The sequence below is a fragment of the Caulobacter sp. GW821-FHT09H08 genome, from assembly GCF_059415885.1.
On record NZ_JBWKOC010000002.1, the window covers coordinates 573,574 to 599,213 of the forward strand.

Genomic DNA, 25,640 nt, shown 5'->3' on the forward strand with positions numbered 1-25,640 from the left:
TCATGACCCTGGGTAAGAGCTCGCGCGCGGGGCTGGCGCCGCTGGCGCTGATCACCGCCCTGTTCTTCCTGTGGGGCGTCGCGAACAATCTCAACGACGTCCTGATCCCGCATCTGAAGAAGGCCTTCTTCCTGACCGACCTGCAGTCGGGCCTGGTGCAGTCGGCCTTCTATCTGGGGTACTTCTTCTTGGCCTTGCCCGCCGGCCTGCTGATGCGTCGTTACGGCTACAAGGCCGCGGTGATCGTGGGTCTCCTGCTGTTCGGCGCAGGCGCACTGCTGTTCTGGCCGGCCGCCGAGCTGCGCCGCTACGAATTCTTCCTCTCGGCCCTGTTCGTCATCGCCTCGGGCTTGGCGTTCCTGGAGACCTCGGCCAACCCGCTGATCACCGTGCTGGGCGACCCGGCCAAGGCCGAGCAGCGGCTGAACCTGGCTCAAGCCTTCAACCCCCTGGGCGCCATCACCGCTGTCGTGGTCGGCCGTCAGTTCATCCTGTCGGGCGTCGAGCCCACCAAGGCAGAGTTCGCGGCCATGAGTTCAGCCCAGCTGTCGGCGTTCCAGGCCGCCGAGGCCAAGTCGACCCAACTGCCGTACCTGATCATCGCGGGCGTCGTCCTGCTTTGGGTGGTGCTGGTGGCGATCACCAAGTTCCCGCCGCAGGCCAGCCGCCCGACGGCCGAGGACCTGCACGAGGAGTGCGTCGACAAGCCGATCCTGGGCCTGTTCTCGCGTCCGCGCTTCCTGTTCGGCGTCGCCGCCCAGTTCTTCTATGTCGGCGCTCAGGTCGGGGTGTGGAGCTATATGATCCGCTACGCCCAGGACCAGGTCCCGGGCATGGGCGAGAAGGCCGCCGCGGCCTATCTGTCCTGGTCGCTGGTCGGCTTCATGGTCGGGCGCTTCACGGGCACGGCCCTGATGAGCAAGGTCGACCCGTCGCGCCTGATGGCGGCCTTCGCGGCGGTGAACGTCCTCCTGACCCTGGCGGCGGCCTTCGTCGGCGGCCATCTGGGGCTGCTCGCCCTGGCCTCGACCAGCTTCTTCATGTCGATCATGTTCCCGACCATCTTCGCCAGCTCGATCAAGGGGCTGGGCCCGCTGACCAAGACCGGTTCGTCCTTCTTGGTCATGAGCATCATCGGCGGGGCGGTCCTGACCGTGGTGATGGGCGGGATTTCGGACGCCAGCGCCATCCGCTTCGCGATCCTCGTGCCGTGCCTCTGCTTCGCCGTGGTGGGTCTCTTCGGGATCACCGCCAAGCGCCGCGTGATCGGCGCGCATGACGCGGTCCTGGCCGGAAGTCACTGAGCATGATGGATGTGCTGGTCTGCGCCGCGCCGGGCGAGTTGAGGGTCGAGCGCCGACCCACGCCGCAGCCTGCCGCCGACGAGGTGCTGCTACGCGTGCGTCGGGTCGGGATCTGCGGCACCGACATGCACATCTATCGCGGCGCCCAGCCGTTTCTCAGCTACCCGCGCGTGATGGGCCATGAGCTGTCGGGCGAGGTGATCTCAGCGCCAACCGACAGTGGCCTGACCGAGGGCGACCTCGCCTATGTCATGCCGTACCTGTCGTGCGGGACCTGCGCGGCCTGCGCCAAGGGCAAGTCGAACTGTTGCATGAACATCCGCGTGCTGGGCGTCCATATGGACGGCGGGCTCTGCGAGTATCTGGCCGTGCCGGCGGGCTTTGTGCGCAAGGTCGAGGGTGTCGGCCTGGACGAGGCCGCCATGGTCGAGTTCCTGGCCATCGGCGCTCACGCCGTCCGCCGCGCGCGGATCGTGCCCGGCCAATCGGTGCTCGTGGTGGGGGCAGGGCCGATCGGTATCGCCGCCACCCTGTTCGCCAAGCTGGCGAGCGCGAAGGTGACCGTGCTGGACGCGCGCGCCGATCGCCTGGCGTTCTGCCGCCAGCACCTGGGCGCGGACCATGTCGTGGGCCTGAGCGGCGAGACCCGCGCCGTGCTCTCCGACCTCACCGACGATGATTTCTACGACGTCGTGTTCGACGCCACCGGCAGCGCCGCGGCCATGCAGCAGGGCTTCGCCTATGTCGGCCACGGTGGGACCTATGTGCTGATCTCGGTCGTCTCGGCCGACATCACCTTCTCAGACCCCGAGTTCCACAAGCGCGAGATGTCGCTGCTGGCCAGCCGCAACGCCACGCTGGAAGATTTCGACCATGTGCTGGCGGCGATGCGCGAGGGGCAGGTTCCGACCAAGGAACTCAACACCCACAAGGCCTTGCTTGGAGAACTTCCAGCGGCGTTGCCGGGGTGGATGGAGCCGTCGGCCGGGGTGATCAAGGCGATCGTCGCGTGCTGATCGACAGTCACTGCCATGTCTGGCGGATCGGCCAGAACGACCACGAATGGCCGACGCCCGATCTGGCGGCGATCCATCGTGACTTTGACCTCAAAGATCTATCTCAAGTTGCTGGTTTGGATAATCTTTCCGGTGCGGTCCTGGTGCAGTCTCAGCCCAGCGAGCGCGATACGGAATGGTTGCTGCGCCTTGCCGAAGTCGATCCGCTGGCGCTGGGTGTCGTAGGCTGGACCGACATTGCCGCGCCCGACGCGCCGGCGCGGATCACGCGGTTGGCGGCGAACCCGTGGCTCAAGGGACTGCGGCCGATGCTGCAGGACCTGCCGAACGACTGGGTCCTAGATCCGAAGCTGGACGGCGCTATCGAGGCGATGATCGCGGCGGGCCTCACATTCGACGCCTTGATCAAGCCGCGCCACCTGCAGTCGATCCTGACCTTCGTCCGTCGCTGGCCAGAGTTGCGCGTCGTCGTCGATCACGGCGCCAAGCCCGACATCGCGGCGGGCGCTCTCGATCCGTGGCGCGAGCAGATGACGGTTCTGGCCGGGGCGCCGGGTGTCCATTGCAAGCTCTCGGGCCTGTTGACCGAGGCCGGCGAGACGCCGACCGCTGACACCGTCGCGCCCTATGCCACGCACCTGATCGAGGTCTTCGGGTCCGACCGCCTAATGTGGGGTAGCGACTGGCCGGTGCTGAACCTGGCCGGCGACTACGCGTCCTGGCGGGCCATGTGCGAAGACTTCATCGCCGCCGAGCATCACGCCGATGTATTTGGCGCGACGGCCCGCCGATTCTACCGCTTATAGGAAGGCGATGTCAGACGTGCCCGCCAAGAAGCGAGAATATCGCGCGCCCGCCCTCGAGAAGGGTCTCGACGTGCTGGAACTGCTGGCCGCTCATCGCGGTGGCCTGACCCTGGCCCAGATTTCGAATGCGCTCGACCGCTCGTCCAGCGAGCTCTTCCGCATGGTCCAGGTGCTCGAGGCGCGCGGTTATGTCGGTCGCGCCGCCGACGAGGATGGCCTCGTTTTGACCAACCGCCTGTTCGCCCTGGGCATGACCCGCGCGCCGGCCAAGGACCTTCTGGAAGCGGCCCTGCCGGTCATGCGCGCGGCCAGCCAGCGGATCGGTCAGTCCTGTCATCTGGCCGTGGCCAGCGGCGACCAGATGGTCGTCGTCGCCCGCATCGAGGCCCCGGGCGACCAGGGCTTCTCGGTCCGGGTCGGCTATCGCCGCAAGATCGTCGAGGCCACCTCGGGCCTGGTGCTGTTCGCCTTCCAGCCCGACGGCGTCCGTCGCCGCTGGAGTGAGGATCTCCGAGGCGACGCGCCCGACGCCGCCTGGAAGGCCTTCGAGGCCGGCGGCGCCAAGGCGCGCAACGACGGCTATGTCCGCGCCGACAGCTACGTCACCAAGGCCGTCGTCGACCTTTCGGTGCCGGTCTACGGTCCCGATGGTGTCGCTGCCGCGCTGACCAGTCCCTACGTCGACACGCCGACCGCGATCCCCATGCCGGAAACGATCGCGGAGCTGCAAAAGGCCGCCGCCGAGATCACCGCCGAGATACGCCCGACCGCTTAGAATCCAGGCCGTCGCCAGCGACGGCTCGGATTGACTTGGCGTGTCTGGAATGGAATTTTATCAGCAAGATCGATTTTACAAATGAACGGGACGGAAGCGCATATGGATGTCGAGAAGCGGTCGGGGACCTTGGCGCGTTTGCCGCGCCTGGGGTTCGGCGGCGCGGCCGTCGGCAATCTCTACAAGGCTATGTCCGACAGCGCGGCCCGCGATGTGGTCGAGACCGCGCTCGCGGCTGGCGTCGGCTATTTCGATACGGCTCCGCACTACGGCTTTGGTCTCAGCGAGACGCGCCTGGGCGAGGCGCTGGTCGGTCATGAGGTGATGATCTCCACGAAGGTCGGCCGTCGCCTGGAGCCTGTCGAAACGACGGAGCACGAGCGTCATGGCTTCGTCGACGCCGCGCCATTCGAGCCGGTGTTCGACTACAGCTACGACGGCGTCATGCGGGCTTTCGAAGGCAGCCTCCAGAGGCTGAAGCGCGAGCGGGTGGATGTGCTGCTGGCCCACGACCTGGGCCGCATGACCCACGGCGATCGGCACTCAGAGCACATGCGAAGCTTCCTGGAAGGTGGCTACAAGGCGATGCGAGAGCTGAAGGACGCTGGTGTCGTCGGGGCCATCGGCCTGGGCGTCAACGAACAGGCGGTGTGCGAGGAGGCGCTGGATCACGCCGACTTCGACGTCTTCCTGCTGGCCGGCCGCTACACGCTGCTGGAACAGACGGCGCTGGATACTTTTCTGCCGCGCTGCTTGGCGCGCGGTGTCGGGATCGTCATCGGTGGCCCGTTCAACTCGGGCGCCCTGGTCGAGACGACCGGGACCCTGCACTACAATTACGAGTCCGCGCCGGCCGAGATCGTCGAGCGGGTTGGGCGCTTGCGGTCGGTTTGCGCCAAGCACGGCGTGCCGCTGGCCGCCGCGGCCCTGCAGTTCCCGCTGGCCCATCCGGCGGTACTGAGCGTCATTCCAGGCATGGCGACGCCCGACCAGGCAACGCAGGCCACGGCGTGGATGGATCGGGCTATTCCTGTCGCACTCTGGGCCGACCTGCGCGCCGAGGGGCTGATCCGCGCCGATGCGCCGGTTCCCGCCACATGAAGCCGATCCTGCTACATCCGGACGACAACGTCCTGGTCCTGGCCCAGGCGATCCATGCCGGCCGAACCATCGAGATCGACGGCGCTTCGCTGCCAGCGCCGGGCGATGTCGCCGTCGGCCACAAGATCGCGCGCCGGTCCTTGTCCGTCGGCGAGAAGGTGCTGAAGTACGGCGCGCCGATCGGCTCGATGATCGCGCCCGCCGTCGCCGGCGAGCACGTCCACATGCACAACATGAAGAGCGACTACATCGCCGGCCATACTCGGCTCGCGACCGGCGAGAACCAGGAGCGATGAGCATCCAGGGCTATCTGCGCGCCGACGGCCGCAAGGGCATCCGCAACGTCGTGGCCGTGGCCTATCTGGTCGAATGCGCTCACCATGTGGCGCGGACCATCGTCACCAAGAGCGATGATCCTGACGTTCACCTGATCGGCTTTCCGGGTTGCTATCCAAATGCTTACGCCCTGAAGGTCATGCAGGCTATCGGCACGCACCCCAACATTGGCGGGGTCCTGCTAGTCTCGTTGGGCTGCGAGAGTTTCAACCGAGAGGCCCTGCGCGCGGCGGTCGCCGCCAGCGGGCGTCCGGTCGAGACCTTGGTCATCCAGGAGAGCGGCGGCACCGCCGAGACTATCCGTAGGGGCGTCGAGGCCGTGGCGCGGCTGAAGGCCGTCGCCGACCAGGCGCCGCGCATTTCGATGGATGTCTCCGAGCTGGTGATCGGCACCATCTGCGGCGGCTCCGACGGCACCTCCGGCATCACCGCCAACCCCGCCGTCGGCCGCGCCTTCGACCGCCTCGGCGCGGCCGGCGCCGCCTGCGTCTTCGAGGAGACCGGCGAGCTGGTCGGCTGTGAGAAGATCATGGCCGACCGCGCCCTGACACCGGAGCTGGGCGCCGAGCTCGAAGCCAGCGTCCGCAAGGCCGAGGCCTACTACACGGTCATGGGCTATGGCAGCTTCGCCCCGGGCAACGCCGAGGGGGGCCTGACGACCCAGGAAGAGAAATCGATGGGGGCCTATTCGAAGTCGGGTTCGGCCCCGATCGTCGGCATCCTCAAGCCCGGCGACCAGCCGCCGACCGGCGGCCTCTACCTGCTGGACGTGGTGCCGGACGGCGACGTCCGGTTCGGCTTTCCCAACATCTCGGACAATGCCGAGATCGTCGAACTGATCGCCTGCGGGGCGCACCTGACCCTGTTCACGACAGGTCGTGGCTCGGTCGTCGGCTCGGCCGTTTCGCCCGTGATCAAGGTCTGCGCCAATCCCGAGACCTACCGCAAGCTCTCGGGCGACATGGACATCGACGCCGGCCGGATCATGGAAGGGCGCGGCACGCTCGACGAGGTCGGCGACGAAATCTTCGATCTGATCCTCGCCGTGGCCGGCGGCCAGCGGACGGTGTCCGAGGCGCTGGGCCACCAGGAATTCATCCTCACCTACAAGGCCTTCGACCCTATCGGTCCGGCCTGCCTGCCGCTGCGGCGCGCGAGCTAAGGAACATTCGAATGGGAAGACTATCCGGCAAGACGGCCCTCGTGACGGCGGCGGCCCAGGGCATCGGCAAGGCCAGCGCGGAGCTGTTTGCCCGCGAGGGCGCGCGGGTCATCGCCACGGACCTCAACATGGACCTGCTGGCCAAGGTCGAGGGCTGCGAGGCGCGCCGCCTTGACGTTCTGGACCTGGACGGCATCAACGCCCTGGCTGCGGAGCTCGGTGCGATCGACGTGCTGTTCAATTGCGCCGGCTACGTCCATTCCGGCACGATCCTGGACTGCGACGAGAAGGCTTGGGCGTTCTCGAACGACATCAACGTCACGGCGCAGTACCGCACGGTTCGCGCCTTCCTGCCGGCCATGCTGGAGGCGGGCAAGGGCTCGATCATCAACATGGCCTCGGTGGCCAGCTCGATCAAAGGCGTGCCCAACCGCTTCGCCTACGGCGCCACCAAGGCGGCCGTGATCGGCCTGACCAAGGCCGTGGCCGCCGACTTCGTGGGGCAGGGCGTACGCTGCAACGCCATCTGTCCCGGCACGGTCGACACGCCGTCGCTGAACCAGCGCCTGGCCGATACCGGCGATTACGAGGCCGCCCACAAGGCCTTCACCGCCCGCCAGCCGATGGGGCGCCTGGGCAAGCCGGAAGAGCTGGCGCAGCTTGCGCTCTACCTTGCCAGTGACGAATCCGGTTTCACCACCGGCCAGATCCACATCATCGACGGCGGCTGGATCAACTGATCCGCCAAGTTCAGGACAAGACTGATGAAACTGCTTCGCTACGGCCCCGAGGGCCACGAACGCCCGGGCCTGCTGGACGCCGAGGGCGTGGTCCGCGACCTGTCCGGGATCGTCGACGACATCGCCGGCGTGACGCTGACCGCCGAGAACCTGGCGCGCCTGGCCGCGCTCGATCCGAACAGCCTCCCGAAGGTGGAAGAGCCGGGCCGCATCGGCCCCTGCGTCGGTCGCGTCGGCAAGTTCATCTGCATCGGCTTGAACTACGCCGACCACGCCGCAGAGAGCGGCCTGCCGGTCCCGGTCGAGCCGGTGATCTTCACCAAGGCCACCAGCGCCATCGTCGGCCCGGACGACAACGTCATCCAGCCGATCGGCTCGACCAAGCTGGACTGGGAGGTCGAGCTGGGCGTCGTGATCGGGACCGAGGCCCGCTACGTCTCCGAGGACAAGGCGCTGGACCACGTCGCCGGCTACTGCGTGGTCAACGACGTCTCCGAGCGCGCCTTCCAGATCGACGGCACGGGCACCTGGGACAAGGGCAAGGGCTGCGACACCTTCGGCCCCATCGGCCCCTGGCTGGTGACCAAGGACGAGGTTCCGGACGCCGGCGACCTTTCCATGTGGCTGAAGGTCAACGGCCAGACGTTCCAGGACGGCTCGACCAGGACCATGGTCTTTAAGCCCGCTTTCCTGGTCTCGTACGTCTCGCGGTTCATGAGCCTGCAGGCGGGCGACATCATCTCGACCGGCACGCCGCCGGGCGTCGGCATGGGCCAGAAGCCGCCGCGCTACCTGGTTCCTGGCGACGTCATGGAGCTGGGCATCGAGGGGCTGGGCGCCCAGCGCCAGACGGTCGTGGTCGAGACGCGGGTCTGACCATGCGCCGCTGCCTGGCCCTCGACCTGAAGGATGATCCCGCGCTGATCGAACGGTATGAGGCCTGGCATGGACCGGGAGCGGTTCCGCCCCCGGTTATCCGCTCGATCCGCGAGGCCGATATCCTCGACATGGAGATCTGGCGGATCGGGACCCGGCTTTTCATGATCATGGACACCGGGCCCAACTTTTCGCCCGAGGCCAAGGCCGCCGCCGACATGGCCTCGGAGGATGTCCAGGCGTGGGAGCGACTGATGTGGGAGTTCCAGCAGCCGCTGCCGGGCGTCGCGCCGGGCGAGAAGTGGATCGCCATGAGCCGCATCTTCGCCCTGTCGGAGCAGCCCTAAGCCCCCAACCTGCGGATCCTCAGTGGCGCCAGCGCAACCCGATGCGGAAATCCCGTCCGGTGCGGTGCTGGTAGTTCGGGATCTCGCTTCGATCGATGAAGTGGCGAACGACGGAGTCGGTCAGGTTCGAAGCGTCGGCCGTCAGGGTGATCTGCGGCGACAGCCTGTAGCGGAACGAGGCGTCGACCGTCGTCACCGGTTCCAGGCCCTCGGCGTCGCCGCCGGTCAGGGCCGGGATGTTCGAATAGTAGCGTCCGCGATGATTGACGCTGGCTCGGGCGTCGATACGCCGGCCGTCATAGACCAGGATCAGGTTGGCGACGACGCGCGGGCCGCCCAGGGCGTCCGAGACCAGCTCGATGTCGCCGTCGGGCATGCGGTAGCGGATCTTCGACTGGGTGTAGGCGACCGAGCCCTGCAGCCGCCAGGGCGCAAGGCGCGAGCCGGGTTGGCCTAGCGGCGTGGCGCCCGAGACTTCCAAGCCATTCAACTGCCCCTTGCCGGTGTTGGCTGGTCGGACGAACTGCCAGATCGGTAGGGCAGGATCGCAGCCGACGCCCTCACCGCAGGCCAGGGTCGCGACGCTGTCGGGCAGGCCGTACGGATTGGTCGAGAACCGCGCGGGCAGGGTGATGGTCTGCTGGACGATCGAGGCGATCGACTTGTGATAGGCCGCGATCGAGATGGCGCCGCCGTTGGGCGCGAACACCTCGACGGCCACATCGAAATTGCTGGCGTGGGTCGGGCGCAGAGTCGGATCTCCGGCCGAGACGGTCTTCAGGCTGGTGGTCGAGATCGTGAACCCAGGGCGCAGGCTGCGCAGGTCGGGACGCACCATGACCTTGGCCGCGCCGAAGCGGACGGTGACGTCGTTCGAGGCCTCCCAGACCAGGTTCGCCGCCGGGAGCAGGTCGTCATAGGTTCGGCGCGAGGTCACAGGCTTCAGCGCGCCGTCGGCCTGCAACTGGGAGCCGCTGGCTTCCTGGACGGTCCGGGCGAGGCGAACGCCGACATCGCCCCACAGGCGTCGCTCGGTGTCGCGAGGGCGGGACAGCAGGATGTAGGCCGCGTCATCGCGCTCGCCGATGGCGTAGTTGGTCGCCGCCACGGGCTCGGGGCCAAGGTCGAAGGCGTTGCAGCCGGCGCTGGCGCAGGCGTCACGCAGCAAGGACAGGCCTCGGCCCACGTCGGGCGACAGCCATTCACGCGGTGGCGAGACGGTGCCGAAGTCGGTCCCGGCGCCGACCAGGCGCGTGTAGTTCGCCACCGGCACGCGGGCCAGCGCGGTAGGGATCAGGGGGTTGAGGTTGGCGATCGTTCCGTTCGAACGGGTGAGCGAGACGGACTCGGTCCGATAGTCCTTGTGCAGGACGCCCGCTTGCCACTCCAGGCCGGCGACGGCGCCGCGGAAGTCCAGGCCGGCGGTCTTGAAGCTGTTGTCGACCCAGTTGGGATCGTCGCGGAACTCGCTGAGCGACCAGGCCGACGCCTTGTCCAGCATCGCGTTGCCATAGCCGACGAATGGTCGCGCGCGGTCGCTGAAGTCGTAGGCGTAGCCGTTCACCCCGTACTGGTCGAGGTGCAGGGTGTTCTGGACTGGATTGCTGAAATCCGAGCGCGAAAAGCCGAGCAGGGCGGTCGCTTCGACGCCGTTCGGCAATTGATGCGTGGCCGACAGCGTGGCTTGCCGGAAGATGGTGTCCAGTTCGTCGTAGCGGGCCTCGGACTTCACATCGACGCCGTCGAACGTTCCGGCGATCAGCACGGGCAGGCCGGGACGCAGCGTCTTGATCAGCGGGTTGGTCGCGGTGACGCCGTTCAGGCCGCAGGACGAAGGCGCGGCGGGGCCGCAGGCGCCGGCCGTGCGGAAGGTGAAACTCTCAAGCAGGAACTCGTTCCGCCGGGATTCCAGGGTCGCATACAGCAGGTCCAGCGAGACTCGGGTCTTGTCGGTCGGCCGCCAGTCGAGCGATCCGGTCAGGCCGAGGCGTGACTGGGCGACGGTCATCAGTTCCAGTCGCGGAATGCGGGCGTGCAGGGCGGCGTTGAGGTCGGCGAGACGGGTTCCGCCAGTGACCGCGCCGAAGCCAGGATAGAGGGCGTCTCCTGACTGCCAGCCCCCGGCGGTGCTGCCCGCATCTACGGCGTAGCGCCGGGAGTAGGCCGCTGAAACGAGGACGCCCAAGTGGTCGTCGGCCAGGCGGCGGGACAGCACGACCGAGCCGCGCGGCGCCAGGCGTTCGGCGCGGCTGTTGTAGGTTTGCTCGGCATAGAGCAGCACGCTGCCGTCGCGCAGGTCGAATGGCGAGCGGGTGCGGATGTCGACCGTCGAGCCGAGGGAGCCCTCGTCGACATCGGCCGAGGCAGTCTTCTGCAAGCGGATCTGCCGGAAGAGGTCGGCGGCGAAGACGTTGTAGTCGAAGGATCGACCGCGGTTGGTGCCGCCGCCCACGTTCGCCCCGCCGAACGTGGCCAGGGTTTCCATGCCATTGATCCGCACCCGGGTGAAGCGACCGGCGAGGCCCCGGATGGCCACCTGGCGGGTCTCGCCACCGTCGGCGACCGCCGCCGTTCCGGGAAGATCGCGCAGGGCGTCGCCCAGGCTGAGCGCGCCCGAGCGGGCGATCTCGTCCTCGGTCAGGATGTCGATGGGGGAGGGCGTACGGCGCTTCAGGTTGGCCGGCTGATCGGGACCCGCGATGGCGGTGACGCTGACGGGATCAACCTCGGCGGGGAGATCATCGATCATATGCGGAGGCGACTGCAACGGCGTTGGCGCGATCCGCAACGGAGAGCGGGGCCTAGTGGGCGCGGCAATGATCGTCACCACGCCATCGGCGCCGATGCGGAAGTCCAGTGGCGCGCCGGCCAGCAGGGTTCGCAGCGCCGCGTCCAGACTCATAGATCCCCGCAAGGCGGGCGCGGTCCGCCCGCTGATCAGCGGGGCAGGGGCCAGAACGACGGCGCCCGCGCGTTCCGACACGGCCAACAGCGCCCCTGCGAGCGGCTGGCTCGGTTGGTCGAAAACGAAAATCGCGGGGCGCTGGGCGGCCAGGGCCGGCGCTCCCGCCAGGAGCGCGACCAGGGCGGCCGCCGTGCCGAGCGGCGAGCGACGGGTCATCGGGCGGCGTCGATCAACATCGCGTCGCTAGCATTCGCCAGGGACGCTCTGAAAGCATGCCACTTGCGCGCATACACGGCCGAACACGCCGGATGATCACGCCGAACTTCTCCCCCCGCGATTCGAAGCTCTGCCCGCTTCGTCCAGGACACCGGCGCTCCCTATTGTCGTCGGCGTCCTCGTTTGCGGTGACGATGCGGGGGAACGGCCCTTCGATCAATGAAGAGCTGGGCTTTTGGCGCGATCCCGAACTTTTTTGTGCGGATCGGACGCCCCGAAACGTCGTTATAGTCCGCCAGCCCTTCGGCAATAAAACCCCATACATTTTCAATAGTTACCGGTAACTTTTCGCTTTTTGAAAGCGATCCGACATGCTTATCTCGAATGACACCGGTGACAAACATATCCGGTGAAGAACGGCCAGCAAGGCCGCGATTTGAGGAGAAGGGAGGAAACCGATGCTCGCGCCATCGCGCCGCGCCGTTTCGAGCGCACCCGCCGATCCGACCTTCTATTCGCGCCCAAGCCAGCTCCGCGCCGCCCCGTACGGCGTGTCGGAGCAACCGTTCCGCAACGCGAATTCCTGAACCCCGAGACCACCTCCTCCCGAGGTGACAACTAGGGCGGCGCTGGTCCTTACCCCGGCGTCGCCCGATCTTCCTTCCAGTGGAGTGTATCCATGCGTCTGAAAGCCCTGACCCTCGCGGCCCTGCTGGCGACCACGCCGCTGGCCGTTCAGGCGCAGACGTCCATCCAGCCCGCCGTGGCCGAGCCCGCGCCGGCCAAGTTCCGGGCGGTGAAGATCGTGCTGATCGGCGACTCCACCAGCGCCGTCCAAGGCGGCTGGGGGCCCAGCTTCTGCGGCTGGCACGTCACGTCGTTCGCGGCCTGCATCAACCTGGCGCGTGGCGGCCGCTCCAGCGGCAACTACCGCGCCGAGGGCTCGTGGGCCTTGGCCATGGACGAGATCAAGTCCGGCGGGTTCGCCGACACCTACGTCCTGATCCAGTTCGGCCACAACGACCAGCCGGGCAAGCCGGGCCGTTCGACCGATCTGGTCGCCGAATTCCCGGTCAACATGAAGCGCTATGTCGATGAGGTGAAGGCGGCCGGCGGCAAGCCGATCCTGGTGACGCCTTTGACCCGTCGCTCGTTCAAGGACGGCAAGTTGCTGGACGACCTGGGACCGTGGGCCGAGGCGGTGCGCAAAGTCGCCGCCGAGACCGAGGTTCCACTCATCGACCTGCACGCTCGCAGCCAGGCCGCCGTCCAGGTCATGGGCCCGGTCGAGGCCATGAAGTTCGCGCAGCGTCCGCCGTCGACCGAGGTGCTGGAGGCCGCGACCAAGACCGGTACGACCATCGCCGCCAGCACCGGCGTTCCGGTCGCTCCGGGCGCGCCGCCCGCCGCGCAGAACAACGCCGCTGTCGAGCCGATGGGCCAGGCCAAGCTGTCGTTCGACTACACCCATCTGGGCGTCGTCGGCGCCGACTACTTCTCGGCCATCGTCACCGACGAGTTGGCCAAATCCGTCCCGGCCCTGCGCCGTTATCTGATCCAGTAAGTCTCAAGGCTTGGCCATGTCCCTGACCCGCAGGTGCACACTCGCCGTCCTCGGCGCTTCCTCGGCTTTGGCCGGCGTTTCGGCGCGAGCCGCCGCGCCCAAGGCCTCGCCTTATCGCCTCTGGTATCGCCAGCCTGCCAAGGAATGGGTCGAGGCCTTGCCGGTCGGTTCGGGCAAGCTGGGCGCCATGGTGTTCGGCGGCGTGGCGGCCGAGCGGCTGCAACTGAACGAGGACACCCTTTGGGCCGGTGGCCCCTATGAGCCGATCAATCCGGAATCCAACGCGGCCCTGCCGGAAATCCGCCGCCTGATCGACGCCGGCGAGTATACCAAGGCCACCGAACTGGCCGACGCCAAGTTCATGGCCCTGCCCAAGCGCCAGATGTCCTACCAGACGATCGGCGACTTGAAGCTGGACTTCCCGGGGCTGGCCGAACCTAGCGGCTATATCCGCGACCTCGACCTGGACGGCGCCATCACGACGACCGGCTTCACGGCCGGCGGCGTCCGCTACCTGCGCGAGGTGATCGGCAGCGCGCCGGACGGCGTGATCGCGGTGCGCCTGACAGGCAGCAGGAAGGGCGCGATCAGTGTCGACCTTTCGTTCGCCAGCCCGCTGAAGTCCAAGCCGGTCTCGTCCGTTGAAGGCGCTCAGCTGATCCTGGCCGGCGCCAACGAGCCTTCGCAAGGCATCGACGCCAAGCTGAAGTTCGAATGCCGTGTCGATGTCCGCGTCAAAGGCGGCAAGGTCACAGGGCGGGGCGGCAAGCTGTCGGTGACTGGCGCTGACGAGGTGCTGCTGCTGATCGCCGCCGCCACCAGCTACCGCAAGTACGACGACGTGTCGGGCGATCCGACCGCGCTGAACAAGGCCACGCTGACCAAGCTGTCGGCCAAGCCCTGGGCGAAGATCCTGGCCGATCATCAGGCCGATCACCGCGTCCTGTTCCGCCGGGTCAGCGTCGACTTCGGCCGCACCCGCGCCGACCTGCAGCCGACCGACGAGCGGATCAAGCAGTCGCCGACCACCGATGACCCGTCGCTGGCGGCGCTGTACTACCAGTACGGCCGCTACCTGCTGATCGCCTGCTCGCGTCCTGGCAGCCAGCCGGCCAACCTGCAGGGCATCTGGAACGACAAGACCTTTGCGCCCTGGGGCGGCAAGTACACGATCAACATCAACACCGAGATGAACTACTGGCCGGCCGAGCCGACTAACCTCTCGGAGCTGGTCGAGCCGCTGATCGCCCTGGTGCAGGACATCGCCCAGACCGGGACCCGCATGGCCAAGGCCATGTACGGCGCGCGCGGCTGGGTCACCCATCACAACACGGATCTCTGGCGCGCCACGGGGGCGATCGACGGCGCCAAGTTCGGCGTATGGCCGACGGGCGGCGCCTGGCTCTGCAAGCACGTCTGGGACCACTACGACTACAACCGCGACCCGGCCTATCTGGAGCGCGTCTATCCGCTGATGAAAGGCTCGGCGCGGTTCTTCCTCGACACCCTGGTGGTCGATCCGAAGTTCGGGGTGCTGGTCACCAATCCCTCGATCTCGCCCGAGAACGGCCACGGCCATGGCTCGTCCCTGGTGGCCGGTCCGACCATGGACCAGGCGATCATCCGCGACCTCTTCACCAACTGCCTGAAGGCCGAGGCCATCCTCGGCGCGGACACCGCCTTCGTCGAGGAACTGAAGACCGCCCGTGAGAAGCTGGCGCCCTACAAGATCGGCAAGGACGGCCAACTTCAGGAGTGGCAGGAGGACTGGGACGCCGACGCCAACGACATCCACCACCGCCACGTCTCGCACCTGTACGGCCTGTTCCCCTCCGACCAGATCAGCATCGACACGACGCCTAAGCTGGCGGCGGCGGCCAAACAGTCGCTGTTGACGCGGGGCGACCTGGCCACCGGTTGGGCCATCGCCTGGCGTCTGAACCTATGGTCGCGGCTGGGCGATGGCGATCACGCCCACAGCGTGCTGAAGCTGCTGCTGGGTCCCGAGCGGACCTATCCGAACATGTTCGACGCCCACCCGCCGTTCCAGATCGACGGCAATTTCGGCGGGACCTCGGGCATGACCGAGATGATCCTGCAGAGTCGCAACGACCACATCTATCTGCTGCCGGCCCTGCCGTCGGTCTGGCCGACTGGTCATATCACCGGCCTCAAGGCGCGTGGCGCTGTCGGCGTCGACATCCGTTGGACGGGCGGCAAGCTGGCCGAGGCCGTGCTGACCGCCGAGGCGGACGGCAGCCACACGGTCGTTCACGCCGGCTCGCCCCTGAAGATCGACCTCAAGAAAGGCCAGACCGCGCGCCTCGTCGTGCGGGGCGGCGCCCTGGTGAAAGCATGATGATCGGCAAACGCCTCTTCCTGGGCCTGCTACTGGCGACGGCGCTGACGAACGTCGCGGTCGCCGCGACGCTCAAGGTCGGACCCAAGGGCTCCTATCGGACCCTGACGGCGGCGATCGAAGCCCTGCCGGCCGATGGCGGCACGATCGAGCTGGCGCCCGGCGAGTACCGGGAGAAGGTCACGGTCGCCAAGCCGAACGTCCGTCTGATCGGCAAGGGGAAGAAGCCTGAGGATGTGGTCATCGTCTGGAGCGACGGCGCCCGCACCGCCGGCGGCACCTTCAAGTCGTTCTCGATGAACGTCAGCGGCGACGGCTTCCGGGCCAAGAACCTGACCATCCAGAACGACTACCACCTGAAGGATCCGCAGCCGTCCCAGGCCGTGGCCCTGGCCATCACCGCCGACCGCGCCGTGCTGGAGAAGGTCCGTCTGCTCGGCGCCCAGGACACGCTCTATGCAGCGTCGAAGAAGGACAAGCCCAGCCGGCAGTACTTCAAGGAGTGCTACATCGAGGGCCACGTCGACTTCATCTTCGGCGACGCCAAGGCCTTCTTCGACAGCTGCCACATCCATGGCATCGCCCATCAGAGCGTGATGATCACGGCCCAGAGCAAGGTCCGGCCCGACCAGGACAGCGCCTATGTCTTCGACCGCACCCTGATCACCGCCGACAAGGACGCCACGGGCATCTTCTTTGGTCGCGCCTGGCGGCCGCTGGCCACGGTGATCTTCATGCGCTCGCGCATCGAGGCCCCGCTGGACCCCGCCGGTTGGCGCGAGTGGACGCCGGGCAAGACCGAGACGCTGAACACCGCCTATTTCGCCGAGTACGCCTCGACCGGTCCGGGGGCGAGTCCCACGACCCGCGAGCCGCGCACCCATCAACTGACCGACGACCAGGCCAAGACCTGGGACCGCCGCAAATTCCTGGCCGGCGCCGACGGCTGGAAACCTTGAGACCGAGTGACCCCATGCGTATCGACCGCCGCAGCTTCCTGATTACCAGTCTCGGCGTCGCCGCCGCCACCGGCCTGGCTCCGACCACCAGCCTGGCCGCCGAGCCGTCGCTAGCCATCCCGGACGATGGATGGCGTCTCTGGATCGACCAGGGCGCGGCCTGGAAAGACGATGTCATCCACCTGCCGGGGACGTTCGAGCTCTCCAAACTGCCGGTGAACCCGCCGACGGGCGGCTGGGGGGCGCTGGCCACCAGCGACGCCATCGGCGTGACTCTGCCGACCACGGTCGAGCAACACCTCTGGGGCCAGTTCGGCACGCGGCCGTATGGCCCCGATGAGTACCGCTACGCCGAGGACGACGACGTCCCCAAGTACGGCGCGTACAAGGGCGTGTCGTGGTGGAGCAAGACGATCGACATTCCCGCCTCGGCCAAGGGCCAGCGGGTGATGCTGAACATCCGCGGCGCGCGCAAGCGGGCCGAGGTGTTCCTGAACGAGCAACTGGTCGGCTATTCGATCATGTCGGAGCTGCCGGTCCACTGCGATCTCAGCGCCGCCATGAAGCCCGGCGAAGCCAACCGCCTGTCGATCCGCATCACCAATCCGGGCGGCCGATTCGACTGGCGCGACTCCACGACCATGATGTGGGGCAAGCTGAAGCTGTTCGCCGACCACGGCTTCGGCGGTCTCGATCGCGGCATGACCCTGAGTGTCCATCCGATGGAGGCTCGGATCGACGACGCGTGGGTGCTGAACACCCCTCAGGCGCGTCAGGTCACCGGCTTCATGGAGGTGGTGCTCGACAAGCCGCTGCCGAAGGCGGGCGTGGACAAGCTGAAGACTAAGGCCGCCGTCGCGCTGGTCGATGACGCCGGCGCGCCCGTCGCCGCCACGACCACGATCGAGGCTGTCGAGGCGGTGGACGAGCACCGCCTGCGCGTCCGGTTCACGGTCTCCGCGCCGGGCGCGAAGATCTGGGATCTCAAGACGCCCATCTTGCATCGCCTGCGTTTCCGCTGGTCCGAGAGCAAGAAGGCCGTCGATACCCGCGAGGTCCGGTTCGGCTTCCGCTGGTTCGGCGTCGATGGCGTCGGGACCGACGCGCTGCTACGCCTGAACGGTCGTCGTGTGCGGCTCTATTCGGCGATCTCGTGGGGCTATTGGGGCTTCAACGGGATGTGGCCGACGCCTGAGCTCGCGCGGCGCGAAGTGACTTCGGCCCACGCGCTGGGTTTGAACGCACTCCACTTCCATCGCAACGTCGGCAAGCCCGAGGTGTTCGACGCGATGGACGAGATGGGCCTGCTGCGGGTGATGGAGCCCGGCGGCGGCCGTCACGCCATCGGACGCGATCTCAAGGCCGGCGAGAGCCTGTCCGTCGCCGACGCGTTCAGCCGCGACTTCATGCTGGAGAAGTGCAAGGCCATGGTGCGGGCGTTCCGCTCGCGGCCGTCGCTGGTGCAATACACCCTGCAGAACGAGATCGGCGCCAACCTGGCCAATCCTGACGTGCAGATCGTGCTGAAGGCCATGCATGACCTGGATCCCAGCCGCGCGGTCGTCCTCAACGATGGCTTCGTCAAGCGCGGCGCGGCCCAGGCGATGTATTTGCCGTACAACGACCACTATTACCGCTCGGACGTCGAGCCGTGGGGCGGCTGGTGGGTCGAGCACCAGGGCGCGGGCGACCAGTGGTACGACAAGTTCTACAAGTCCAAGGACGAGTACATCCACATGCAGAAGGGCAAGCCCTTCATCGTCGAGTTCGGCGAGATGCAGGGGTGCGCCACGGCCGACAACCACGAGGCCATGGTCGTCGAGATCCTCAGCAAGGGTGGCAAGAGCTACGACCTGCAGGACCACAAGGACGTGGTCGCGACCACCAACAGCTACATCGAGCGCTGGGGTTTCAAGCAGGCCTTCCCGACCAGCGAGAAGCTGTGGCTGTCGGTCGGCCGCAAGGTCTACGAGTCCTGGCGCAACTACCTGGAGAACATCCGTCTGGGTGAGACGGTCGACATCGCCTGCGTCTCCGGCTGGGAAAGCACCTCGATCGAGAACCACTCGGGCGTGGTCGACAACCTGAGGGGCTTCAAGGCCGATCCGGCCCTGATGAGCCAGGCTCTGCGGCCGGTCATGGCGATCGCCAAGCCACGCGCCCTGGCCTATGCGGCCGGCGAGACGGCGGAGCTGGACATCTGGTTCTTCAACGACAGCGGAGCCGCCGCCGGCGGCGACGTGGTGCTGAGCCTGGTCGGCCCCGACGGGGTGGCGCAGGAGCTGGGTCGCTGGCCGACGCCGACCCAGACGCCGGACCAACTGAGCTATCTGCTGGCCGAGAGCTTCCACACGCCGGCTTTGACCCACGAGGGTCTCAATCACATCCGCGTGGCGTTCGGCGATGTCGTTTCCGATCGCGAGATCTGGGTCACAGGCGCCGGGCCGAAATCCGCCACGCCGGTCAAGATCGGCGTCTCGGGCATCGCCAAAAGCTTGCGCGAGCAGCTGACGGCCCTGCCAAACGTCGTGGTTGAGGACGTAAAGCTGGGCGTCCGCTACGCTGGCATCGTCGCCTCGGGCCTGAAGACCGACGAGATCGTCCGCCGCCAGGTGGGCGAGCAGACCGGTCTCGAGGTCCAGCCGAAGAAGGGCGAGAAGCCTGTCGTGGTCTTGGGCGAATTGCCGCCGGAGGTGCTGGCGGCCGCCAGGGCGGGGACGCCGCTGCTGGCCATGGTCCAGGAAGACGGGCTCGCCGACGGCGTCGCCAAGCAGCTCGCTGGTTTGGGTCTGTTCAGTTACGCCGGCCAGGTCGGCGGGCTGCGTGCGCCGTGGATGGGCAACTGGAACTTCGTCCGCACCCACGCCACCTTCGCCGGATTGCCAGCCGACATGGCCATGAGCGTCCTGCACCAGGTCGAAGGCCAACCTTCGAACGGTCTGGTGGTGGACGGCCAAGGCGTCGAGGTCATCGCCGCCTACAGCCGAGATCACGACCGCAAGAACGGCGCGGCCAGCTTCATCGCCCGCAAGGACGGCGCTCGCGTGCTGGTCCACCGCCTTCCCGACATGGCCAAGCCGCTGCAGCAGCGCTGGCTGGCCAACGCCATCGCCTGGCTGGCGACCGGCGCCTAGAGGAGTTTCCCGATGTTCACTCGACGTGATGCTTTCCTGGCCGGCGCGGCCCTGGTCGCCACCCCCGGTCTTGTTGTCGCCGCTCCGCGCAAGCTGGTCTTCGATCGCCTGGGCTGGGCCGCCAAGACCCCCGGTGGCGACGGCGGCAAGGTCATCCGCGTCAAGACGCTGGAAGGCGGCGGCCCGGGCTCGTTGCGGGAAGCCGTCGCCGCCAAGGGCCCGCGCACGATCGTCTTCGACGTTGGCGGCGTGATCGACCTGAAGCGCCACAGCATCAAGGTCGTCGAGCCGTTCCTGACCATCGCCGGCGAGACCGCGCCGTCGCCGGGCATCACCCTGATCAAGGGCAGTCTGGCCATCGAGAGCCACGACGTCATCGTTCGCCACATCCGCGTGCGCGCCGGCCGTGATGGCGAGCCCTCCAAGAGCGGCTGGGAAGTCGACGGCATCACCTGCTGGAGGGCCCACGACGTCATCATCGACCACTGCTCGACCAGTTGGGCGACCGATGAGAACCTGTCGGCTTCGGGCCCGCGCTTCGATGGCGGCGAGGATCAGGCTAAGTGGCGTGACGGCACCTCGCACCGGATCACCATCAGCAACAACATCGTCGCCGAGGGCCTATCGAACGCCAGCCACGTGAAGGGCGAGCACTCCAAGGGCAGCCTGATCCACGACAACGCCTACGAGGTGCTGATCGCCCGCAACCTCTATGCCCACAATCGCGAGCGCAACCAGCTGTTCAAGGGTGGCGTCGAGGCCGTGACGGTCAACAACTTCGTCTACGACCCGGGCACCCGCTGCATGCACTACGCCCTGAACGCCAGCGAATGGGTGGGCCACCAGTGGCGCGTCGGCCAACTGGCCATCGCCGGCAATGTCGTGAAGGGCGGCGCTTCGACCCGGCCGGACCTGCCGTTCCTGATCGTCGAGGGGCAGGGGGATCTCGAGCTCTACGCCCACGACAACCCGGCCCACTATGCCGACGGCAGCGAGATGCCACCGGTGCGGATCCTCAACACCACGCCGTTCCCGAAGATCAAGCACTTGGCCAAGGCGCCGTTCTGGCCGGAGGGGCTGAAGCTGATGCCCTCCAGCCAGGTCGAGGCTTACGTCCTGGCCAATGCCGGTGCACGGCCCTGGGATCGCGACGCCGTCGATCGTCGGATCGTCCGCGAGGTCAAGGCCGGCGCGGGCAAGGTCATCGACGACGAGCAGGAGGTCGGCGGGTATCCGAAGGCCTGACGCGCTAAACCCTATTGCAGGTGAGGCGGTCGCCCGGTGTCATCGGCGCGCCATTCCGCGAAATCCGCCACTCGAAGATCATCGTCTTCGGGTCTTGGCGGATGAAGGCGAAGGCTTCCTCGGGCTCGTCCTGGTCGCGCACGCGTGACCAGGTCCATTCGTCTCCCTTCCAGCCCTCCGAGCGGTACCAGCGCATCCCGCCGCCCGACGCGATCCCGGCGCGGTAGGTTTTGCGATCGGGCGCCTGGGCCCAGGTCTCGGTGGCGGAGAAACGGTTCGGCGCGCGGTCCTGGTGAGATTTCACCAAGGCGCCGCTGCGCGGATCGATCTGGAAATCCATGTCCGAGGCCAGCGGCCGGTTGGACGGCAGGAAAGCGCCTTCGCAGCTCCAGCTGCCTTCGAAATAGCTCCAGGGCGCAGGCGACGGCTCGGCCAGGAGGGCGGTCGAGGCCAGGATGAGGGCAAGCATGAACATACCGAACGATGTTACGTGACAAGCTTAGCTAGTGACGCTTGCGGCGACCGCAATGCCGAGCGGATGGCGTATCGGCCGTCTTCCGGCTAAGACGCGCCCTATGCTGCGTATTTCGGAACTGAAGCTGCCGCTCGGCCACCCGCCGGAGGCCATGGCGCCCGCCATTGTCGACCGTCTCGGGATCGCGCCTGACGACCTGCTGAGCCACGTGGTCGCCCGCCGCGCCCACGATGCGCGCCGCAAGGCGGCGATCCTGATGGTCTATTCCGTCGACGTCGAACTGCGCGACGAGGCTGCCGTCCTGGCCAAGTTCGCGGGTGATCACCACGTCCGCGTCAGGCCCGACACCGAATACAAGTTCGTGGTGAGAGCGCCGGAAGGTTTCGACGGCCCGCGCCCGGTCGTCATCGGCGCTGGCCCCTGCGGCCTGTTCGCCGGTCTGATCCTGGCCCAGATGGGCCTCAAGCCGATCATCGTCGACCGCGGCAAGGTCGTGCGCGAGCGGACCAAGGACACCTGGGGCCTGTGGCGCAAGAGCGAACTGAACCCTGAGTCCAACGTCCAGTTCGGCGAGGGCGGGGCGGGGACCTTCTCGGACGGCAAGCTTTACAGCCAGATCAAGGATCCGCGCTTCCTGGGCCGCAAGGTGCTGGAGGAGTTCGTCGCGGCCGGCGCGCCCGAGGAGATCCTGACCGAGGCCCACCCGCACATCGGCACCTTCCGCCTGGTGCACATGGTCGAGCAGATGCGCGCGCTCATCGAGAGCCTGGGCGGCGAGTATCGCTGGCAGCACAAGGTCGAGGACTTCGACATCGAGGTCGGCGCGGACGGTTCGCGCCGGCTGAAGGGCCTGCATATCGCCGGCGAGGACTACCTGCCGGCCACGCATGTGGTCATGGCTCTGGGCCACAGCGCCCGCGACACCTTCGAGGTGCTCCACGCGCGCGGCGTCCACATCGAGGCCAAGGCGTTCTCGATCGGCGTGCGCATCGAGCATCCGCAGTCGTGGATGGACAAGGCGCGCTTCGGGACCTGCGCCGGTCACCCCGACCTGGGCGCGGCCGACTACAGCCTGTCGCACCACTGCAAGAACGGCCGGACCGTCTACAGCTTCTGCATGTGCCCGGGGGGCACGGTAGTGGCGGCGACGTCCGAGCCCGGCCGCGTCGTCACCAACGGCATGAGCCAGTATTCGCGCAACGAGCGGAACGCCAATTCCGGCTTCGTGGTCGGCATCGATCCCGAGCGCGACTATCCGGGCCATCCGCTGGCCGGCATCGAGTTCCAGCGCAAGTGGGAGAGCCTGGCCTATGTGGCGGGCGGCTCGACCTACCAGGCGCCGGGCCAGAAGGTCGGCGACTTCATGGCCGGACAGCCGTCGGCCGAGCTGGGCGAGGTCGTCCCGTCCTACAAGCCGGGCGTCACCCTGACGGACCTGTCGGCCTGTCTGCCGGACTTCGTGATCGAGGCTATGCGCGAGGCGCTGCCGGTGTTCGGCCGTCAGATCGCCGGCTACGATCATCCCGACGTGCTGCTGACCGGCGTCGAGACCCGGACCTCCTCGCCGATCCGGATCACGCGCGGCAAGGATTTCCAGAGCCTCAACACCGCCGGTCTGTTTCCGGCCGGCGAGGGCGCGGGCTATGCCGGCGGGATCCTCTCGGCGGCGGTGGATGGCATCAAGGTCGCCGAGGCCGTGGCGCAGGCCTATGTCGCCGAGGGGCTGATCCCCGCAACAGCCTAGGCCGTCGCGGGGCGGGGCGCCTATTCGGCAGCTTGGAGCGTTTGCTCCAGCGTCGGATAGTCCGTGTAGCCCTCGGCGCCAGGGGCGTAGAAGGTGGCCGGGACCGGCGCGTTGAGCGGCGCGCCCTTCCGCAGGCGCTCCACCAGGTCCGGGTTGGCGATGTAGGCCTTGCCGAACATGACCGCGTCGGCCTTGCCGGCCGCGATGGCGGCGTTGGCGCTGGCCAGGTCGAACTTCTCGTTGGCGAAGTAGACGCCACCGAACGCGGCTTTCAGCGCCGGTCCCAGGCTGTCGGCGGCTTCGTGCTCGCGGGTCGAGATGAAGGCGATCTTGCGTTCGCCCAGGGCCTTGGCGACATAGCCGAAGGTGGCCGGCAGGTCGCTGTCGCTGATGCCGTGGCTATCGGCGCGCGGCGCCAGGTGGACGCCGACGCGGCCGGCGCCGAACACCGAAACCACGGCGTCGGTGACTTCCAGCAGCAGGCGGGCGCGGTTCTCGATCGGACCGCCGTACTGGTCGGTGCGTTGGTTGGAGCCGTCCTGCAGGAACTGGTCTAGCAGATAGCCATTGGCGCCGTGGATCTGCACGCCGTCGAAGCCGGCGTCCTTGGCGTTCTGGGCGCCTTGGCGGAAGGCCTCGACCACGCCGGCGACTTCCTCGGTCGTGAGGGCGCGCGGGGTCGGGTAGGGGCGCTCGGGGCGCAGTAGGCTGACATGGCCCTTGGCCGCGATGGCGCTGGGACCGACCGGCAGTTCGCCGTTCAGGTGCTCGGGGTCTGAGATGCGGCCGACGTGCCAGATCTGCATGAAGATGCGGCCGCCCTTGTCGTGCACGGCCTTGGTCACCTGCTTCCAGGCCTCGACTTGGTCCTTCGACCAGATGCCGGGCACCCCAGCATAGCCGACGCCTTGTGGGGTGACGGGCACGCCCTCGGTGATCAGCAGGCCCGCCGAGGCGCGCTGAGCGTAGTACTCGGCCATCAGGGCGTTCGGCGTATGGGTGGAACCGGCCCGCAGCCGGGTCAGCGGCGCCAGGACGACGCGGTTGGGGAGATCGAGATCGCCGACGCGCAGCGGGTCGAACAGGGTAGGCATGGGTACTGTCCCTCAAAGGGGCGCCGACCCTCCGTCGGCGTCTGCGCAGCTATCTGGGGATGGCTTCCTCTATCGCAACCGAAACAGTTCCGATTTCGTCTGAAGGCGAGGCGGTGAAAATCTGAAAGCGCCCCCGATCAGCGTCGCTGGCGATACTTGTCCAGGTCCAGGCCATGGCGTTCGATCTTGTCGTAGAAAGTCTTGCGGGGAATGCGCAGCACCTCCAGCGTCGCGCGAACGTCGCCGCCACAGCCGGCCAGGGCCTCCTCTATGACATGCGCCTCGTAGGTCGCCACGCGCTCGGGCAGGGGTGGCAGGTCCGCCGCACCGCCGCCGCTGGCCTGGTCCGCCAGGCCGAGCGCCACGCGCTGGGCGTAGTGGCCAAGCTCGCGGACATTGCCGGGCCAGTCGTGATTGTGCAGCCGCCAGCGGACCTTGTCGTCGATGACCGGCTGGGGACCGTCGAGACGCTCGCAGGCCCGGGCCAGGAAGTGCGCGAACAGCAGAGGGACGTCCTCACGACGCTCGCGTAGCGGCGGGATGCGGATACGCACGACATCAAGGCGGTGGAACAGGTCCTGGCGAAAGGTCCCGGCCGCCACGGCGTCGGCGAGGTCCGACTTGGCGGCGGCGACGACCCGCAGGTCCAGGGTGTGGGCGCGATTGGAGCCCAGGGGCGTTACCTCCCGCTCTTCCAGCACTCGCAGGAACTTGCCTTGCGCCTCGGGGGCGAGGGTCTCGATCTCGTCGAGAAACAGGGTGCCGCGATCGGCCTGTTGAATGCGTCCCACGCGCTGGCGGACCGCGCCGTTGAAGGCGCCCAGCTCGTGGCCGAAGAGCTCGCTGTCTAGCGCGCCGGCGGGCAGGGCGGCGCAGTCGACGGCCACGAACTCCCGGTCCCGGCGACGTCCCCAGGCGTGCAAGGCGCGGGCGGCCAGTTCCTTGCCAACCCCGGTTTCGCCTTCGAGCAGCACGTCGACATCGGCCGAAGCGAGCTGGCGCAGGGTGGCGCGCAGACGCTCCATCACGGGCGTCTGGCCGATCAGTGGCCAGTCGGACTGGGCCTGGGCCGCGAGGCTGCGCAGCTCTCGGTTTTCCAGCACCAGCCGCCGCTTCTCCAGCGCACGCCGGACGCTGGAGACCAAACGCTCGGGCGCATAGGGCTTGGCGACGAAATCGTAGACCCCGTCGTGCATGGCCTCGACCGCCTCGCTGACATCGGCGTGGCCGGTGATCAGGATGACCGGCAGGTCCTGGTCCTGCTCCTTCAGACGCCGAAACAGCTGGCGACCGTCCATGCGCGGCATCCGGATGTCGCTGACCACCACGCCCGGGAACCCGGCGCTCAGGGCGTCCAACGCCGTTTCGGCGGAGGCGAAGGCCAGGACCTCGAAGCCGGCCAGTTGCAACGTCTGGACATTGGCGTCGCGCAGGACGTCGTCGTCGTCGATGAAGGCCACTTGGTTGACGATAACGGGCATC

Annotated in this window: 20 protein-coding genes; 16 read left to right on the forward strand and 4 right to left on the reverse strand. The window is 67.6% G+C overall.

Annotation, left to right across the window (positions count from 1 at the left end; genetic code table 11):
* Nucleotides 1–2 precede the first annotated feature (2 nt).
* From fucP to AC07NN_RS07780, 10 genes are all read left to right on the forward strand, one after another.
* Nucleotides 3–1,304: an L-fucose:H+ symporter permease gene (fucP, locus tag AC07NN_RS07735; RefSeq protein WP_494639196.1), complete on the forward strand. Its 1,302-nt coding sequence runs from the start codon at nt 3–5 to the stop codon at nt 1,302–1,304.
* Nucleotides 1,305–1,306: 2 nt separating this feature from the next.
* A complete protein-coding gene (locus tag AC07NN_RS07740; protein ID WP_494639198.1) occupies nt 1,307–2,320 on the forward strand; it encodes a zinc-binding alcohol dehydrogenase family protein in 1,014 nt (337 codons plus the stop codon).
* Nucleotides 2,314–3,126, forward strand: a complete 813-nt coding sequence (locus AC07NN_RS07745) for an amidohydrolase family protein (RefSeq protein WP_494639200.1) — start codon at nt 2,314–2,316, stop codon at nt 3,124–3,126. The genes AC07NN_RS07740 and AC07NN_RS07745 overlap by 7 nt, the downstream gene beginning before the upstream one ends.
* 7 nt (nt 3,127–3,133) lie before the next feature.
* The gene (locus AC07NN_RS07750; RefSeq protein WP_494639202.1) at nt 3,134–3,901 is read left to right on the forward strand and encodes an IclR family transcriptional regulator; all 768 of its coding nucleotides are present in this window, start codon (nt 3,134–3,136) and stop codon (nt 3,899–3,901) included.
* Between the two features lie 81 nt (nt 3,902–3,982).
* Nucleotides 3,983–5,002: an aldo/keto reductase gene (locus AC07NN_RS07755; protein ID WP_494639204.1), complete on the forward strand. Its 1,020-nt coding sequence runs from the start codon at nt 3,983–3,985 to the stop codon at nt 5,000–5,002.
* Nucleotides 4,999–5,298: a UxaA family hydrolase gene (locus tag AC07NN_RS07760; protein WP_494639208.1), complete on the forward strand. Its 300-nt coding sequence runs from the start codon at nt 4,999–5,001 to the stop codon at nt 5,296–5,298. The genes AC07NN_RS07755 and AC07NN_RS07760 overlap by 4 nt, the downstream gene beginning before the upstream one ends.
* On the forward strand, nt 5,295–6,500 hold the full coding sequence (locus AC07NN_RS07765; RefSeq protein WP_494639211.1) for a UxaA family hydrolase: 1,206 nt from the start codon (nt 5,295–5,297) through the stop codon (nt 6,498–6,500). Before AC07NN_RS07760 ends, AC07NN_RS07765 begins: the two co-directional genes overlap by 4 nt.
* Nucleotides 6,501–6,511: 11 nt before the next feature.
* Nucleotides 6,512–7,240 carry an SDR family oxidoreductase gene (locus AC07NN_RS07770; RefSeq protein ID WP_494639214.1) on the forward strand — a complete coding sequence of 243 codons (729 nt, stop codon included), beginning with the start codon at nt 6,512–6,514 and terminating at the stop codon, nt 7,238–7,240.
* Between the two features lie 24 nt (nt 7,241–7,264).
* Nucleotides 7,265–8,116 carry a fumarylacetoacetate hydrolase family protein gene (locus tag AC07NN_RS07775; RefSeq protein ID WP_494639216.1) on the forward strand — a complete coding sequence of 284 codons (852 nt, stop codon included), beginning with the start codon at nt 7,265–7,267 and terminating at the stop codon, nt 8,114–8,116.
* A gap of 2 nt (nt 8,117–8,118) precedes the next feature.
* Complete coding sequence (locus AC07NN_RS07780) at nt 8,119–8,463, forward strand: L-rhamnose mutarotase (RefSeq protein ID WP_494639218.1); 345 nt, start codon at nt 8,119–8,121, stop codon at nt 8,461–8,463.
* Between the two features lie 19 nt (nt 8,464–8,482).
* Here the strand turns inward: AC07NN_RS07780 and AC07NN_RS07785 are convergent, their stop codons facing one another.
* On the reverse strand, nt 8,483–11,584 hold the full coding sequence (locus tag AC07NN_RS07785) for a TonB-dependent receptor (protein ID WP_494639220.1): 3,102 nt from the start codon (nt 11,582–11,584) through the stop codon (nt 8,483–8,485).
* A gap of 679 nt (nt 11,585–12,263) precedes the next feature.
* Here AC07NN_RS07785 and AC07NN_RS07790 point away from each other — a divergent pair.
* From AC07NN_RS07790 to AC07NN_RS07810, 5 genes are read left to right on the forward strand one after another with little or no spacing between them, the layout of a single operon-like run.
* The gene (locus AC07NN_RS07790) at nt 12,264–13,148 is read left to right on the forward strand and encodes a rhamnogalacturonan acetylesterase (RefSeq protein WP_494639222.1); all 885 of its coding nucleotides are present in this window, start codon (nt 12,264–12,266) and stop codon (nt 13,146–13,148) included.
* A 16-nt stretch (nt 13,149–13,164) separates the two neighbouring features.
* Nucleotides 13,165–15,507 carry a glycoside hydrolase family 95 protein gene (locus tag AC07NN_RS07795; protein ID WP_494639224.1) on the forward strand — a complete coding sequence of 781 codons (2,343 nt, stop codon included), beginning with the start codon at nt 13,165–13,167 and terminating at the stop codon, nt 15,505–15,507.
* Entirely contained in the window at nt 15,504–16,466 is a 963-nt protein-coding gene (locus AC07NN_RS07800) for a pectinesterase family protein (protein ID WP_494639226.1), read from the forward strand. Before AC07NN_RS07795 ends, AC07NN_RS07800 begins: the two co-directional genes overlap by 4 nt.
* 14 nt (nt 16,467–16,480) lie before the next feature.
* The gene (locus tag AC07NN_RS07805; RefSeq protein ID WP_494639228.1) at nt 16,481–19,600 is read left to right on the forward strand and encodes a sugar-binding domain-containing protein; all 3,120 of its coding nucleotides are present in this window, start codon (nt 16,481–16,483) and stop codon (nt 19,598–19,600) included.
* A 12-nt stretch (nt 19,601–19,612) separates the two neighbouring features.
* The gene (locus tag AC07NN_RS07810) at nt 19,613–20,845 is read left to right on the forward strand and encodes a pectate lyase family protein (protein WP_494639230.1); all 1,233 of its coding nucleotides are present in this window, start codon (nt 19,613–19,615) and stop codon (nt 20,843–20,845) included.
* A gap of 4 nt (nt 20,846–20,849) precedes the next feature.
* Here AC07NN_RS07810 and AC07NN_RS07815 read toward each other — a convergent pair whose 3' ends face one another.
* Entirely contained in the window at nt 20,850–21,314 is a 465-nt protein-coding gene (locus tag AC07NN_RS07815) for a hypothetical protein (protein WP_494639232.1), read from the reverse strand.
* A 106-nt stretch (nt 21,315–21,420) separates the two neighbouring features.
* Between AC07NN_RS07815 and AC07NN_RS07820 the strand changes: the two genes are divergently transcribed.
* Nucleotides 21,421–23,064: an NAD(P)/FAD-dependent oxidoreductase gene (locus AC07NN_RS07820; protein ID WP_494639234.1), complete on the forward strand. Its 1,644-nt coding sequence runs from the start codon at nt 21,421–21,423 to the stop codon at nt 23,062–23,064.
* A 20-nt stretch (nt 23,065–23,084) separates the two neighbouring features.
* Here AC07NN_RS07820 and AC07NN_RS07825 read toward each other — a convergent pair whose 3' ends face one another.
* Both AC07NN_RS07825 and AC07NN_RS07830 read right to left on the reverse strand, forming a co-directional pair.
* Nucleotides 23,085–24,158, reverse strand: a complete 1,074-nt coding sequence (locus tag AC07NN_RS07825; protein WP_494639236.1) for an alkene reductase — start codon at nt 24,156–24,158, stop codon at nt 23,085–23,087.
* A 137-nt stretch (nt 24,159–24,295) separates the two neighbouring features.
* Complete coding sequence (locus AC07NN_RS07830; protein WP_494639238.1) at nt 24,296–25,639, reverse strand: sigma-54-dependent transcriptional regulator; 1,344 nt, start codon at nt 25,637–25,639, stop codon at nt 24,296–24,298.
* Nucleotide 25,640 lies beyond the last annotated feature (1 nt).